The following is a 15,283-nucleotide window of genomic DNA, read 5'->3' as shown; positions in this document are numbered from 1 at the left end:
TTCACACTGACAGGCTTGTTCTGCTTCATGGACGAGGGTTTCAACGCTCACATGACGATCGGCCGGCATTACGATAATGAGCGGAACCAGTGAGCACAAGCTCTGTCCAGGTCGGTAAGATTCGTCAGCAGTCAGCAGTCAGCAGTCAGCAGTCAGCAGTCAGCAGTCAGCAGTCAGCAGGGGCTCGTGATGACAACACAGGCACTCTGCAACGTTCGCGTCCACATACTCAACCACCCACCTGATTGACAGACCCTCATCATTTATGGACATCGTTGTCGTCACCACGATCATCAGTTCCCTGTTTCTGGTAATTGCGGCGGCTGAACCTCTCGCGTCTCGGTTGCGTTTGCCGTACAGCGCCATTCTGGCCGGGATCGGCATCCTGATCGGGGGCGGGGCGGCGTTCTTTCTCAACACCGAGTTGACCGATGCCCTGAATCCGGTTGCCGAGGCAATCGTGGATCTGCCGATTCGTTCCAATGTCTTTCTGTATGTCTTTCTGCCGACCTTGCTCTTTCAGGCAACGCTGGGCATGAATCTACGCAGGATGCTGGATGACTGGGTTCCCATTCTGGTGCTGGCTGTCGTGGCTGTGGTCGTCGCGACGTTTTCTGTTGGCCTGGCACTGGCCTGGGCCAGTCCCTTGCCATTGACCGGGTGTCTGTTGATCGGGGCGATCGTTTCAACGACGGATCCGTCTGCGGTGGTCAGCATCTTCCGATCGATCTCGGCACCCAGGCGACTGGTACGCATCATCGAGGGCGAGAGCCTGTTGAATGACGCCGCCGCCATCGCCCTGTTTGGCGTGTTTCTGACATATGTGACGCTCAATGTGCCGGACCCCACGATCTCGAGTGCCTTGTCACGGTTCCCGGTGTTGATCGTTGGCGGCATCCTCACCGGCTGGGTTGCCACACGCATCGCTCTGTGGATCATGACCTTGTTTGCTCGCTACGACCGCGCCATCATTTCGGTATCGGTGGCGCTGCCTTACCTGGCGTACATCATCGCAGAGCAGAGCATTGGAGCCTCGGGGGTCATCGCGGTGGTGACTGCCGGTCTGACACTGAAGTTGTCCGGACCCAGTCGTGTGACACCCATTTCGTGGACCAATCTGCGGGAGACCTGGGATCTGCTGGCGCACTGGGGTGGTGCACTGATCTTCATATTGGCTGCATTGCTGATTCCCCGAATGCTTGAAGCGGTGCGCTGGGAGGATTTGCTGCTGGTGATGGTCGTCATTGTGTCTGCAATGGCTGCGCGTGCGGCCATCCTGTTCGGGTTGTTACCGCTGCTGTCCGCGCTACGATTGTCACCGAGTGTCGAGTTGCCATACCGAGCGGCCATCCTGTGGGGCGGTCTGCGAGGCGCCTTGACGCTGGCACTCGCTTTGGCGGTTACCGAAAGTCAGGCCGTGTCCATTGAAATCAAACGCCTGGTAGGCATTCTGGCAACCGGTTTCACACTGTTCACGCTGATCGTGCAGGGTACAACCCTGCGTGGCGTCATCAGTCTGCTCAAGCTCGACCGACTGACACCGCTGGATCAGGCCCTGTCCAACCAGGTGGTCGCAGTCGCATTGCAGACGGTGCGTGACGACATGGGAGCTACCACCAGACGTTATGAGCTGCCGCGTGACATCGTTCGCGGAGAAGCCCGTCAACTGGCGAGCAGAGTCGAGGATGCGGTTCATCGTGCCGAAAATGATGACGGACTGAATGCGCGGGATCGCATCGCTCTGGGCCTGGTGGCCCTGGCCGTGGCAGAGCGCAACGCCATTCTCGAAAGAGTCAGGGAGCGCACGTTTCCCTTGCGTCTGGCCGAGCGAGCGGTGGCCGATGCGGACAGTCTGATTGACGGTGCCCGTACGGCCGGTCGAACAGGCTACCAGCGTGCCGCCAGAAAGAGTGTCGGCTATAAACGCGATTACCGTATCGCCCTGTTTCTGCACAATCACCTGAGATGGTCTGCTCCGCTGGCACGTATCAGCGAGGAGCGTTTCGAAGTGCTGGTATCTCAGAGCGTCGTTTTCGGTGATCTGGAAGGCTTCATCAATGCTCGAATAAGGCGTCTACACGGTCGGCGTGTTGCCGAATTGTTGCAGCTGTTGCTCTTCCGCCGCAAGGCGATGGTGGAGTCAGCTCTGGAAGGTTTGCGTCTGCAGTTTCCCGGCTATGCGGAAGAGCTCGGTCGTCGCATCATCCAGCGTACTGCGCTGCGTCTTGAGGAACGAGAGTATGCATCGCTGCGCGAGCAGGGGCTTGTGGGCGTCGAGCTGCATACCTCCTTGCGACAGGACATCAATTCGCGCCGCGCCATTGCAGATAAACGTCTGGAGCTCGATCTGGCGGTACAGCGAGACGAGCTCATCCGTCAATACCCGTTGTTTGCGGATCTGGACAAGGACAGTCTGCACAAGCTGGGAAGGCATCTGCAATCACGGTACGTCAACACCGACACCATCGTCATCAACCGGGATAATAGTGAAAAGAAGGTCTATTTCATTGCGTCAGGGGCGGTGGAGGTCGAATCCGCCGGGCAATTGCACCGATTGGGGCGGGGCGAGATCTTCGGTGTCATGACCTTCCTGCCAGGCAAGGATCGAGATATCAGAGTCCGCACCATCGTACCATCGACTCTGCTGGTACTCGATGAAGTGAGGTTTCGGCGCTTGCTTGAACGAAGTCCGAAGCTGCAGCAGCTGGTGCAGGAGTCGGCCAGAACCATCGACTGACGACAGGGCGGGGACCTTGCACCGGTCCTGCCGGCAATGCCGCGAACTTGATACACCAGAGAGACAAGAGGTCCGTGGTGGAGAGATCGTCCGGTCTCCGCAAGGTTCAATCTCTTCATCCGGCTTGTTGCGAGGCTACCATCAGCGACATGCTTTGATTCGCCACTAATGCTGCATGGAAGAGATGGATCAGTCAATTATATACCACCATTGCATGCTTCCATATTTACATCCACAACCAAACATCCAGAACCCATCAGTCACTCCCCAGACGTTATTGATCAAGAACAGGGGGCATGGTGATGTTCTGCAGGAGGGGGTAAGCGACCGATGATCAGAGTCGATTCATCAAACTGTCATTGAACAGAGAATGATAACGGCATTCAGATCTTGATCTCTTCTTCTGGCGATTTCCAAAGCGAATTCTCGACTGCAAGATCCTGGAAACACCTCGTACTGTCTGCCGTATCTTCCGGCGTCGATGAGCGCAAGCGTCAGTTGCAGGTGCGCTGCATCAACTTCATTGTGGGGTGGAAGTCCGTCAATCTTGCATGCTAAGCTCAACCAGACTCCGATTGCGTAGTGGAATAATGAATCAAGTCTGGCCTGATTGTCCCGTTCATGCAAACGAGCGCCGTGCCAGTAATGCAGTTAGTGCACCGCAGATTGAACCATGCTTGGTAATCAGCCTGCCCAGGTTCACGACGAACGGGATACCGACAGGCAACCCGGCCAGCACCATCGTCGCTGACGGCCTGCCACTCACCATGTCGTCGAGTATTCATCCTGCTGAATTCATCCGACAGGAAAAATCGTGAAATCACACCAGATTTTGCTGCCGTGACCGCGCCCGGCGTGACTCAGGCTTCTGACAAAAAAGGACGCGAAAAGACACGATTGGCATAACCATGGAAAAACAGCCAATGACACTTGGGAGAAAAACACATGAGTCTGCTTGAGCTGAAAAACATCACCAAGAGCTTCGGGGCAATCCATGCCCTCGAAGGTGTCAGCCTTACCATCGAACCCGGTGAAGCAGTGGGATTGATGGGTGACAACGGCGCTGGCAAGTCAACACTGATGAAGATCATTGCCGGCAACTTCCTGCCCACCAGTGGCGAGATTCTGATTGAAGGCAGGAAGGTCGAATTGCACAAGCCGCTCGATGCGCGTGACGCCGGTATCGAGATCGTCTATCAGGACCTTGCGCTGTGCGACAACCTGACAGCAGGCGCCAATGTGTTTCTCGGGCGGGAACTGAAAAAGAAGGTAGGACCATTTTCGATGCTCGACTACGCGTCCATGTACAAGCAGGCGGCAGAGCTGTTTGCCGAGCTCAAGTCAGAGACGCGACCTCGTGACCTTGTCCGACAGATGTCCGGAGGTCAGCGACAGGCAGTTGCGATAGCACGAACGCGTCTCTCGGATCCGAAACTGGTGTTGATGGACGAACCGACGGCAGCGATATCGGTACGTCAGGTCGCGGAGGTGCTGGCGCTGATTCAACGGCTCAAGGACACTGGCCATGCAGTCATGCTGGTGTCCCATCGAATGCCTGATGTCTTTGATGTGTGCGACCGTGTGGCCGTCCTGCGACGAGGGTCCAAAGTAGCCGACAAGCGCATCAACGAAACCAGTCCGGAAGAGGTCACTGGACTCATTATCGGAGCAATCGAAGCAGCATGAGCGAGCCAACAACAGACACGAATGACGCAACAGCCAGTGTCAGAGATCACGCGGCTATCGACGACAGCATCACATCTCGCCAGGAGAACTCGGGCATTGGTGCGCTCCTGCGCACACAACCTTTCTGGGTATTTCTGGCAATTCTTGCCATCGGACTGGTCATGACCTTCGTGTCGGACGCTTTCATGACCGAACGCAACATGTTCAACATCACGCGCAACTTCGCTTTTTTCGGGATCATGGCACTGGGCATGTCGGCGGTGATCTGTACCGCTGGAATCGATCTCTCTGTCGGCTCATTGATGGGTTTGTGCGCGATCACGCTCGGTCTGACCATGCAATCCGGTATGGGAATAGGAACAGGGTTCCTCGTTTGCATGCTGACAGCAGCACTGGTCGGTTTCATCAACGGCGTGCTGATTGCCTATCTGCGAATGGCACCGTTCGTCGTGACATTGGGCATGCTGGCGATGGCACGCTCGATTGCCATGGTCATCTCCGACAACAAGATGATCTACGACTTCGGACCAGATGCCGACCTGTTCGAGTGGATTGGCGGAGAGAGCATGCTCGGCGTACCGAATGTGGTCTGGTTGCTGATCGTTCTGACTCTGATCTTCTGGTGGGTCTGGCACTTCACCTCCTGGGGCCGCTGGGTCATCGCCATCGGCGGCAACGCACACGCCGCCAAACTGGCTGGTATCCCGGTGGAACGGGTCATTGTCTCGGTGTACATGGTCTGCTCCCTCTGTACCGGACTCGCAGCATTCATGTTCATCGGCTATACCGGATCGGCCACCAATGGCATGGGCGTGACCTACGAGCTGAATGTCATTGCCGCCAGTGTGATCGGTGGAGCGAACCTGATGGGCGGGATGGTTTACGCATTCGGCGCACCCATTGGTGCAGCATTGGTCGAGCTGATTCGCAATTCTCTGTTACTGGCCGGCATTCCGGCTCTGTGGCAGCAATTCTTTGTTGGGCTGTTTCTCATACTCGCCGTACTGCTGGAACAGCTCCGCAATCGCAGGGGAAGTTGATTCCCATTACTTCTTGTCACCAATTGTTGGAGAGGAAAAAAATGAAAAAAGTACTCTTGTCATCGGCGTTGGCCATGATGGTCACGTCGCTGGGGGCGCAAGCCGACTATACGTTTGCATTGGTACCCAAGGCGATGAACAATCCGTTCTTCGATCTGGCACGTGATGGCTGTTACAAGGCTCAGGAAGAACTGGCCGATGTGACTTGTGAATACATCGGTCCGGGTGAACACACCGAGCTTGCGCAACTGCAGATTGTTCAGGATCTCATCACCAAAGGCGTGGATGGAATTGCTGTCGCTCCATCGAACGCACCAGCCATAGCCAAGGTGTTGAAGGCAGCGTCCGATGCAGGAATACCGGTCATGACCTGGGACTCGGACCTGCTCGAGGAAGACATGGAATTGCGTACCACTTATGTAGGAACCAACAATTACGATATCGGTGTGAACCTGGCCGAACTGGCCATGGCACGTCACCCGGATGGTGGGACGATCTGTCTGCAGACCGGTGGTGCGGCCGCTGCCAACCATAACGAGCGATTGAAAGGAGCTCGGGACACACTTGCCGGCGAGGATACCGGTACGCCTCCGGGTTCCATGCTGCAAGGCGAGGGAGGCTGGACAGAGGTTTCCGGTTGCCCTCTGATCACCAATGACGACGGCAACGTTGCCGTGCAGGGAATGACTGATATCCTCGCGGCCAATCCTGACCTGACCGTATTCCTCTCGACCGGCGCTTTCACACAATGGTTCGACAATGCCTATCGCAAGGCAGCGGAACCATACAAGGACAAGATGGATGCCGGTGAGCTGACGATCGTCGTTGCCGACACCTTGCCGATGCAATTGGAACAGACCAGAGACGGTTTGGGTAATGGTCTGGTTGGTCAACGACCCTTCGAAATGGGGTACAAGTCGATGTATATCCTGAAGGACATTGTCGAAGGCAAGACAGTCGAAGATCCGATCTACACCGGACTCGACGTTTGCAATAACGACAACGTCGACACCTGCGTTCAGTAGCTAGCGAGCATCCTGATCAAGGGTGGCGGTACGTGGACCGTGTCGCCACTCTTTCCACTTCATTACGTGCGGTAAGCCCGTGTTCCCGGCTTCCGCCTGACTGGTGACGCAGACCGGTGTTTCAACGAAGCACACCTCTATAGGTTCTGACCTGGTTATTCCATGCAGTACCTATCCAGCCTTCAACGTTCGGCCAGTCAATGGCGCTATCCGAAGGGCTGAACTCGAGAGGGCTTGCCATACCTTGTTGCGTCTCTTCTGCAAGAACGACAATCAACGCCATCTGTCTCCCAGCCATTCGTCTACTGTCCCTTTGGACAGTTGCTGCGCAACGACTGTCTTCGCACTTGCATTATCTTCAAGACCTTGACTGTATCTGCCTTTGACGGTTGTTGAAGCCCATTCCCGGTAAGCGATACCACCATCAATTCGGTCAGTCTGCTACCGAAAATCGCCACATCCCGATGGCCGTAGTGACAGCAGTCAGCGTCATTGACCTGCACTCCTGAGTGAAAAAGACACTTGTTTTACAGTGGAAATCGACAACGGATGCAACCAAAGATTAGTTGATTGACGGATGGCAACATGATTATCTTGGCTCCCGTGAAAGGCGATATGCCTGCTCACCCGGTGATGATATTCGAAGAATCGACTTCGATATCCACGGAGCCCAGAGGTCATCCATGAAATGTTTGGAATGATAAAGACATTGCGAGATGGTTGATGCGAAGGGCATGACGTTCGAATAAGGAAACAACCTCAAGGAGAACAGAATCATGACTACAGAAAAACGCGGATCCGAAAAACTCTTGAACGCAGACGGCGGCTTGTGCGAGTTGACTGCGGAAGAAGTCTCTCAGGTAGCTGGCGCTCAGAAACCATTGAATGGACTTTGGCCCAGGGATAGCTTCCCGCTTGGAACAATCGATCCGGACCTGTTCCGGGAATTGGCGACTCTCAATGTGCAGATCAACCCCGACAAGCTGATCGATGTTGCGGGTATATCCGAACGCATGGACATGACCAAGCGCTACTGATCCAGAGCAGTCTGCAAACGGAAGCCACGAGGAGGTGAGTACAATGGGACCTACTGGAAAAACACGAATCGTTCAGATCCATCCGACACGAAAGTGCAATCTCAGTTGTCGGCATTGCTACTCATCCTCCTCTCCTAAGGAAACGGAAATAATCGAGCCTGCCTTGTTGAAACAGGCCATGACCGACCTTGCGCATGAAGGCTATGAATGGACCACATTCTCTGGCGGTGAGCCTCTGGTTTACGAGGCATTGCCGGAACTGCTCGATCATGGCCGAAAAAATCACATGCGGACCAGCCTCGTGAGCAATGGCATGTTGCTCAACGGAAGTCGCCTGCAGGCTATCGAGGGAAAATTCGACGCTCTCGTCATGTCACTGGACGGAAAACCGGCATCCCACAATCGCATGCGCAACTCTGCACGCGCATTTCAGGGTATGGCGAGGAACCTCTCGGGGTTACACCAGCGTGGTATCAGCTTTGGCTTCCTGTTCACCCTGACGCAGAACAACCTCGACGAGTTACCCTGGGTTGTCAACTTCTGTCTGGAAGCCGGTGCCAGGGGGCTACTCATTCACCCGCTGGAGAATACCGGCAATGCCGCAGCGCAGCTGACGGGAAAATCACCCGATGCGCTGGAGACTGCTCACGCATGGGCTTTGGTCGAACACTACAAACGAACAGTGGCTGGGCGATTGAACATCCACCTGGATCTGGTGCATCGTCAGGCGCTTGAGCTCTATCCCGATCAGTTCTTCCTCGGACCAAGCGACATCCCCTTGAAAGGCCGTCTTGCCGACTTGCTGTCGGTACTCGTCATCGAACCTGATGGCGAAGTTGTCCCCTTGCAGTATGGCTTCCCCAGACGGTACTCCCTCGGAAATCTCAGAGAGTGCCGCATCAGAGACATGGCTGAAGGCTGGCGTCAGCGCACAGGCCCCGAAGTCCACCGATTGAGTATCGGATTGCATGAATCGCTCGAGGCCGACAACGACACAGGCTTCATCAACTGGTACGAAAGACTGAATCAATACGCCAGGCGGTCTCACACTGTGACGATTCCCATTGAGGGATTGAGTCAGGGGAGCGCTGTAGCCGGAGCGGCCTGATCATGAGAACGTCACTGTTCCGGAAGGAGGCGCTGGAGCAACAGAATCAACCACTGGAGGGAGCATTGCTGATCGCCGTCTCTCCGCGTGCAGGCCTGCTGACCTTGCTGGCCGCTGGTTTCGCCATACTGCTGTTGATCTATCTGTGTGTCGGAGAATTCAACAGAAAGGCCAGTGTTCAGGGATATCTGTCTCCTGACAAGGGACTGGTCAAGGTATTCCCCCAGGTCGTGGGCACACTACGTGAACGCAGAGTTGACGAAGGAATGTCGGTACGCAAGGGTCAGGTTCTGGCAGTGATATCAACCGAGCGAGGCAGTCTTCAAGTACGCGATGCCAACGGTGAGGCCATTCGATTCGTGCAGGCGCGACTGGATAGTCTGCAAAACGAGTTGGAATCCCTGAACGAGGAGGATGCCTTGCGTCAACAGAGCATCGAGGATCAACGCAGCAGCTTGTCCGAAGAACTCGAGCAACTGGACAAGGCTATTCGCACGTTCAGGTGGCGAATGCAGAAATCCCGTGAGGAAAGTCAACGATTCGAGGAGCTGAAGTCATCCGGCTTCATAGCCAGTGCAGATGTCTACAGACAACAGGATATCTCGATGGAACTGCGCGGAAAGTTGCAGGTGCTGGAGCGTGATCGCATAGCTCTGACAGGGCGACTGCAAGTGCTCGCCAATGAGGGAGCCAGCAGTCAACTGGATTCACGATCAAGGCAGGAAACACTGAAACGCAGCATCATGGAACTTCAGCAGCAACAATCGGAATTCAGGACCAACGATGAGATCGTGGTTGCTGCACCAGCAGACGGTATTGTCACCACGATACTGATTCAGCCCGGGCAGCAGACCCGCCGAGATTCACCGTTATTGAGCATCATCCCCGAAGGGGCTCGACTGGAAGCGAAACTGCTCGTACCCAGCCATGCAATCGGGTTCATAACACCAGGACAGGAAGTGGCTTTGCGTTACGCCGCCTTTCCATTTCAGCGATTTGGCCACTATCGAGGATCTGTGGACTCCATAGCGAGAACCTTGTTGCTGCCGGGCGATGTGGACATGCCAACGCCTCTGACAACGCCAGCCTACCTGGTAACCGTTGAACTGGAGAAGCAGTCTGTGGCTGCCTATGACAGGGAATTTCCCTTGCAGGCAGGTATGTCGTTTGAAGGTGATGTACTCCTGGATAGACGAACGATCATCCAGTGGATGTTCGATCCCTTGTTCAGCCTGACACAGAGGAGCTGAACATGTCTCTGATCAGCATGCTGGATTTCATCGGCAACCCCAGAACACCCATCGTTCTGCAGAATGAAACAAGTGAATGCGGACTCGCCTGTCTGGTGATGATCGCCAGTCACCATGGTTACAAGACGGATCTGGCCACATTGCACCGACGTAACCTGAGCACAGCTCGAGGCGCACGTCTAGCCGATCTCATGCAAACTGCCGGTCAGCTGAAATTGTCCGCTCGTCCGGTAAAAGCCGATCTGGATGAATTGCACAAACTGCAACTGCCAGCGATTCTGCATTGGGACTTCAACCACTACGTGGTATTGACTCGAATCGGTTCCAGATACCTCGAGATACATGACCCTGGCCAGGGTAAACGGCGTCTGCCTTTCAAGGCATTTTCGAAACATTACACCGGTATTGCATTGGAAGTACTTCCGGAAGCCGACTTTGTCGCCAGGGAAGAGCGTCGCAGGATCAGTCTTCGACATTTGATGGGAAGAATTCAGGGACTCTCCAGAGCCATCACGACAGTACTGGTGCTCGCGCTAGCGCTGGAAGTGTTCACGCTTGCTGCACCACTTTTCCTGCAACTGGTGGTAGACAGCGCCATTGTATCCAACGACCGGGATCTGCTTGCCTTGCTCGCCATTGGATTCCTGCTACTGGGCATCGTTCAGGTCAGCGTCAGTCTGCTTCGTGGCTGGGTAATCATGGTGATCAGCAATCAGCTGAATCTGCAATTGCTCGGCAATCTGTTTCGTCACCTCGTCCGATTGCCGATGATCTGGTTCGAACGCCGTCATCTGGGTGATGTCATTTCACGGTTCGACTCCATGGGCACGATTCAATCGACACTGACTGGCAGCTTTCTGACTGCGATGATCGATGGCCTCATGGTCATCACGACACTTGTAATGATGCTGTTCTATGCGGGAAGTCTCTCCGCAGTGGTCGTCACCGCGGCGCTGAGCTACGCTGTGGTCAGGCTGATCCTGTACAAACCGTTGAGACAGGCGCAGGAAGAGGAGATAATGCGCGGCGCCAAGCGACAGACTCACTTTCTGGAAACTGCACGAGGCATTCAAAGCATCAAGCTGTTTGGCAGGCAGATGCTGAGGCGTACTCAATACGAGGGCCTGATGGTGGAACAGTTCAATGCCGGTATTCGCGTACAGCGGCTTGGCCTGGCCTATCAATGCGTCAACGGATTGATTTTCTCGCTCGAAAATATCGCTGTCGTGTGGCTTGCCGGCTTGATGATTCTGGATGGTCATTTTTCGGTTGGTATGCTTTTCGCGTTCCTGGCCTACAAGCAGCAGTTCGTTTCGCGCACCACCAATCTGATTGAAAAGGGCATCGACCTGAAGATGTTGAGCCTGCACACGGAACGTGTCGCAGATATTGCCTTGAGTGAGGTCGAGGCAGAGCCTCACAACGCAGAACATCTGGATAACGAGGATGAACTGGATATACGTGTCGACTCGATTTCCTATCGGTATTCCGAGAACGAAGAGAGGGTCCTTGATGATTTCAGTCTGCGCATTGCACCGGGTGAGTCGGTCGCGCTGGTCGGTGCATCAGGCTGCGGCAAGACGACGCTGGTCAAACTGCTGCTCGGACTACTGCAGCCGGAGCAGGGTGAGATCTACATCGGGGGGCGGTCGCTGGAAAAAATCGACCTGACAGAATACAGACGACTGGTTGGCACCGTGATGCAGGATGACCAGCTGTTTGCCGGCTCGATCAGCGACAACATCTCCTTCTTCGATCCTGCGCCCGATATGCAGCTGGTTCAGCAGGTCGCCAACATGGCAGCCATTCACCGCGAAATCGTCAGCATGCCCTTGCAATACCACACCATGATAGGCGACATGGGGTCCGTACTGTCCGGGGGTCAGAAGCAGCGATTGCTGTTGGCTCGGGCCCTGTACAAGAATCCCCGAATACTGATTCTGGATGAGGCTACCAGCCATCTGGATGTCGCCGGAGAGCAACTGGTCAGTGCCGCTGTCATGCAATTGTCCATAACGCGCATCATCATTGCTCATCGACCCGAGACCATTGCATCGGCTGATCGAGTCATCGAGATGCAGAATCGATTCAGCACCGACATTTCCGGAAACCAGGCATCGAATCGGGCGACGCCTGACAGGCAGCTCGTCAGCTGAGCGGCAAGGCACCGAACATCCCGGCAACACCAACGCGTAGTGGCCTGGTTGTCGAAAGAATCGGGATGCCTGCGTCTGATCAGCACTTCAACCAGATAGATGAGTCCATCTACCTGATTGCTATCCAGGGAAACATGATCAGAATGGCGACCGCGAAAATCTGAATGGCGATGAACGGTAAAAGAGACTGGAATATTTCGCCCAGGGAGATATCCGGTGGCGCGACACTTTTCAGGTAAAAGGCGGCTGGTCCAAAGGGTGGCGACAGGAAGGAGACCTGCATGTTCATGGCAAACAGTACACCGAACCAGATCGGGTCATAACCCAGAGATACGATGATGGGCACGAAGATCGGCATGGTGAGCAGGGCTATACCAACCCAGTCGAGAAACATGCCGAGTATGAAAAGAATGGCCATCATGAACAGGATGACGATGGTTGGATTGTCCGAGATACCGGTTATCAGATCGGAGACGAAATTGATGCCACCCATCAGGTTGAATACACCGACCAGAGCGCTGGCACCGATCCCTATCCACACGATCATGCCGCAGGTAGAGAGAGTCTGCAGAGCCGCTGACTTCATCATCTTCAAGGTGAATTCACCACGGATGACCGTCGAAAGCAGCACACCTGCAACGCCCACCGCCGACGCTTCAGTGACCGAGGCAATACCACCGTAGATGGATCCCAGCACGAAGAAGACCACCATGAGAGGCAGGATCAATCCTTTCAACAGCCTCAGCTTTTCTGCGCGCGAGCGCTTGTCCACGGTTGGTGGTGGTGCCAGGCTGGGGTTGATGGCACAGCGCACCAGCACATAGATGACGTAGAAGGATGCCAGCATCAATCCCGGTATGAATGCCGCAGTAAACAGCTCGCCGATGGAGACATTGGCGGTCAGGCCATAGATGATCAGCACGATGGACGGTGGCACCATGGTACCGAGCGAACCACCGGCACAGATGACCCCGATGGCCAGCCGCCGATCATAGCCAAGGCGCAACATCTGCGGCAGTGCCAGCAAGCCAAGCAGGACAATCTCGCCACCGATGATGCCACTCATGGCAGCCAGGATCACCGCAACGAAAATGGTCTGGACAGCTTCCGAACCGCGTAGTCGTCCACCCACCAGTTTCATCGCATCGAACAGATCCCGCGCAATACCGGAGCGATCCAGCAATGCTGCCATGAGCACGAACATCGGCACCGAGACAAAAACGAATGATGAGACAAAGCTGTAGACCCGACTCGTGATCAACGGCACGGATGCCGGGCCAAACCAGCCGAGGGCGAATACCAGTGCTACCAGCAAGGTGACGAAGGCCAGCGGTATGCCCAACAGCAGCAGACCCAACAACATGGCAAACATCAGCAGGGTACCGTATTCGATACCTAGCGACTTCAGATCGAATAGCGTTTCCAGTGCCTTAGTTCTCTTGTGAAGAAGCGGAGGTGGTCATGCTCGCCTTGCGCGCGTGGTTCCAGGCCAGTATCAGAAACTGCAACGCCATCACACTCAGCGTTGCCAGCAGGAACAGCTTGAGCCAGGCCGGGTAGGTCGGATCCCAGGCACTGCCCGAGGTCTCGAAATGCAAGCTGCCATCCGGACGATAAATGGCGCGTTTGACCATGATCCAGGCCGCCCAGGCGAAGAACAGGGACGCGATCATGCTGACAATGGATATGGCAACATCCAGCACGCGCCGAGCACGGCCCTTGACATGATCGTAGAGAAGTACAACCCGGATATGCTGGTCACGGGCCGTGCAATAGAGTCCCCCATAAATGAAGGCCAGTGCACACAGGAACACCGTCGTCTCATGCGCCCAGATGGTCGGTGCCCCGAACACATAGCGCAGAACGATCTCCTGAATGAGGATAAGCATCGAACACACAATGCCTATCGAAAACAGGATGCCGCCACGGTCGATGAGCCTGCCCAACCAGCCAGCTTCGGCAACGGCAGTTCTTCCGTCGCGGTCGAACTCGACAGCAGAAGCGATCTCGATGATATCCGGCTGATTCGCATCAGACGATGGAATATTGTCTGGTTCTCGAGGTGTCATCTGTCAATCCTGAAAAAGTTGTCACGCACGGACAGGGACAGCGACGCGGATTTCTGCAGCTTGCTGTCCTGTCCGGATCACGACCTTGATTACAGATTCACTTGATCAGACCTTCTTGCTTCAGATAGGCCGTCAAGTGGTCATAGACCTTTTGTGCGTTGGGAGACTTCTCGGCAACAGTCACCCATTTTTCAGCAGCGATACCACGAAACTTTGCACGTTCCTCATCGGACCAGTCATGGATCGTGATTCCTTTTTCAGCCGCTTCAGCCACGGCCTTTTCATCATTGGCTGCAAGCTGGGAAACCATGTTTGCGGAGAAGTCCAGAACCGATTCTTCCAGCAGGGTCTGCAGGTCTTCAGGCATGGAATCCCACTTCGCCTTGTTCATCGAGATCTCGATCAGTGGCATGGAATGGAACCCCGGATATATGGGGTGCTTGGCGATGTCATTGAGGCCTTGTGCCTGGTTGGTCGAGAACACGGAAAAGTCCGCCGCATCGATGACACCTTTGTCCAGTGAGGTGAATACCTCGGAACTGGGCAGGTTTACCGGTGTTGCACCTGCGGCTGCAAACACCTGGTTCACCAGGCCTTCCGGTGCACGCATCTTCAGACCTTTCAGGTCCGCTACCGAGTCGATGGGGACCTTGGAGACAAAGGCTTCCAGACCCGGGGTTGTCGCACCGATGAACTGCAACCCATAGGGCTGTACCAGTTCATTCATCAGCTCCTTGCCACCGCCCTTGTTGATGTAATCGAGCATCTGCTGTGGCGCAGACCAGGCACCCACCGGGTTGCCAATGAGTGAAAAGGCAGGATCCTTGCCGGCAAAATACGACGCATCTGTCACATGACCGTCAATGATTCCAGCACCGACCGCATCCTGAGTTTCCTGATACTCGACGATGGATCCTACCGGCAACAGCTCCAGAGACAATCTGCCACCACTGCGCTCCATCAGTGATGCCGCCCACTCCTGACCGATCACATAGTTCGGGTTGCCAGCCTGATCCGAGTGCTGGAAACGCAAGGCGTATTCCTGAGCGTGTGTGCTGGTGCCGACTGTAGCGGCCAACAGACCGGCAGCCAGAGTCAGGGTGCGTAAAGGGTACGTGGTCTTCATGTCTTGCCTCCAGAGCAGTGTTTCTAGTTCGGGACTGAATCCTCTTGGA

At 55.1% G+C, this 15,283-nt stretch carries 11 protein-coding genes; 8 read left to right on the top strand and 3 right to left on the bottom strand.

The genetic code is table 11. The annotated features are described in order from the left end of the window. Nucleotides 1-265: 265 nt before the first annotated feature. The 8 genes from ACUNV4_RS21295 to ACUNV4_RS21260 all read left to right on the top strand — a co-directional run bounded on the left by ACUNV4_RS21295 (nt 266) and on the right by ACUNV4_RS21260 (nt 12,039). Nucleotides 266-2,737 carry a cation:proton antiporter gene (locus ACUNV4_RS21295; protein ID WP_430880638.1) on the top strand — a complete coding sequence of 824 codons (2,472 nt, stop codon included), beginning with the start codon at nt 266-268 and terminating at the stop codon, nt 2,735-2,737. A gap of 945 nt (nt 2,738-3,682) precedes the next feature. Continuing rightward, entirely contained in the window at nt 3,683-4,423 is a 741-nt protein-coding gene (locus ACUNV4_RS21290) for an ATP-binding cassette domain-containing protein (RefSeq protein WP_430880637.1), read from the top strand. Continuing rightward, on the top strand, nt 4,420-5,463 hold the full coding sequence (locus tag ACUNV4_RS21285; RefSeq protein ID WP_430880636.1) for an ABC transporter permease: 1,044 nt from the start codon (nt 4,420-4,422) through the stop codon (nt 5,461-5,463). Before ACUNV4_RS21290 ends, ACUNV4_RS21285 begins: the two co-directional genes overlap by 4 nt. A gap of 41 nt (nt 5,464-5,504) precedes the next feature. Continuing rightward, nucleotides 5,505-6,488: a sugar-binding protein gene (locus tag ACUNV4_RS21280; RefSeq protein WP_430880635.1), complete on the top strand. Its 984-nt coding sequence runs from the start codon at nt 5,505-5,507 to the stop codon at nt 6,486-6,488. A 776-nt stretch (nt 6,489-7,264) separates the two neighbouring features. Then, nucleotides 7,265-7,525, top strand: a complete 261-nt coding sequence (locus tag ACUNV4_RS21275) for a hypothetical protein (protein WP_430880634.1) — start codon at nt 7,265-7,267, stop codon at nt 7,523-7,525. A 43-nt stretch (nt 7,526-7,568) separates the two neighbouring features. Beyond that, nucleotides 7,569-8,633 carry a radical SAM protein gene (locus ACUNV4_RS21270; protein ID WP_430880633.1) on the top strand — a complete coding sequence of 355 codons (1,065 nt, stop codon included), beginning with the start codon at nt 7,569-7,571 and terminating at the stop codon, nt 8,631-8,633. A gap of 2 nt (nt 8,634-8,635) precedes the next feature. Beyond that, complete coding sequence (locus ACUNV4_RS21265; RefSeq protein ID WP_430880632.1) at nt 8,636-9,883, top strand: HlyD family secretion protein; 1,248 nt, start codon at nt 8,636-8,638, stop codon at nt 9,881-9,883. 2 nt (nt 9,884-9,885) lie between these two features. After that, on the top strand, nt 9,886-12,039 hold the full coding sequence (locus tag ACUNV4_RS21260; protein ID WP_430880631.1) for a peptidase domain-containing ABC transporter: 2,154 nt from the start codon (nt 9,886-9,888) through the stop codon (nt 12,037-12,039). Between the two features lie 109 nt (nt 12,040-12,148). Here the strand turns inward: ACUNV4_RS21260 and ACUNV4_RS21255 are convergent, their stop codons facing one another. The 3 genes from ACUNV4_RS21255 to ACUNV4_RS21245 form a co-directional block, all read right to left on the bottom strand. Next, the gene (locus tag ACUNV4_RS21255) at nt 12,149-13,411 is read right to left on the bottom strand and encodes a TRAP transporter large permease (protein ID WP_430880630.1); all 1,263 of its coding nucleotides are present in this window, start codon (nt 13,409-13,411) and stop codon (nt 12,149-12,151) included. Between the two features lie 58 nt (nt 13,412-13,469). Next, entirely contained in the window at nt 13,470-14,108 is a 639-nt protein-coding gene (locus ACUNV4_RS21250) for a TRAP transporter small permease subunit (protein ID WP_430880629.1), read from the bottom strand. Nucleotides 14,109-14,205: 97 nt separating this feature from the next. Next, a complete protein-coding gene (locus ACUNV4_RS21245) occupies nt 14,206-15,234 on the bottom strand; it encodes a TRAP transporter substrate-binding protein (protein ID WP_430880628.1) in 1,029 nt (342 codons plus the stop codon). Nucleotides 15,235-15,283: the final 49 nt, after the last annotated feature.

It is taken from the genome of Granulosicoccus sp. 3-233, from assembly GCF_052681095.1.
Note: the sequence above shows the minus strand (reverse complement) of the source record. Positions and strands in the feature narration are given on the sequence as shown.

Coding starts and splice junctions, on each gene's coding strand:
- ACUNV4_RS21255 (WP_430880630.1), bottom strand. CDS start 13,411: ATGTTTGCCATGTTGTTGGGTCTGCTGCTGTTGGGCATACCGCTGGCC.
- ACUNV4_RS21250 (WP_430880629.1), bottom strand. CDS start 14,108: ATGACACCTCGAGAACCAGACAATATTCCATCGTCTGATGCGAATCAG.
- ACUNV4_RS21270 (WP_430880633.1), top strand. CDS start 7,569: ATGGGACCTACTGGAAAAACACGAATCGTTCAGATCCATCCGACACGA.
- ACUNV4_RS21285 (WP_430880636.1), top strand. CDS start 4,420: ATGAGCGAGCCAACAACAGACACGAATGACGCAACAGCCAGTGTCAGA.
- ACUNV4_RS21290 (WP_430880637.1), top strand. CDS start 3,683: ATGAGTCTGCTTGAGCTGAAAAACATCACCAAGAGCTTCGGGGCAATC.
- ACUNV4_RS21265 (WP_430880632.1), top strand. CDS start 8,636: ATGAGAACGTCACTGTTCCGGAAGGAGGCGCTGGAGCAACAGAATCAA.
- ACUNV4_RS21245 (WP_430880628.1), bottom strand. CDS start 15,234: ATGAAGACCACGTACCCTTTACGCACCCTGACTCTGGCTGCCGGTCTG.
- ACUNV4_RS21295 (WP_430880638.1), top strand. CDS start 266: ATGGACATCGTTGTCGTCACCACGATCATCAGTTCCCTGTTTCTGGTA.
- ACUNV4_RS21260 (WP_430880631.1), top strand. CDS start 9,886: ATGTCTCTGATCAGCATGCTGGATTTCATCGGCAACCCCAGAACACCC.
- ACUNV4_RS21280 (WP_430880635.1), top strand. CDS start 5,505: ATGAAAAAAGTACTCTTGTCATCGGCGTTGGCCATGATGGTCACGTCG.
- ACUNV4_RS21275 (WP_430880634.1), top strand. CDS start 7,265: ATGACTACAGAAAAACGCGGATCCGAAAAACTCTTGAACGCAGACGGC.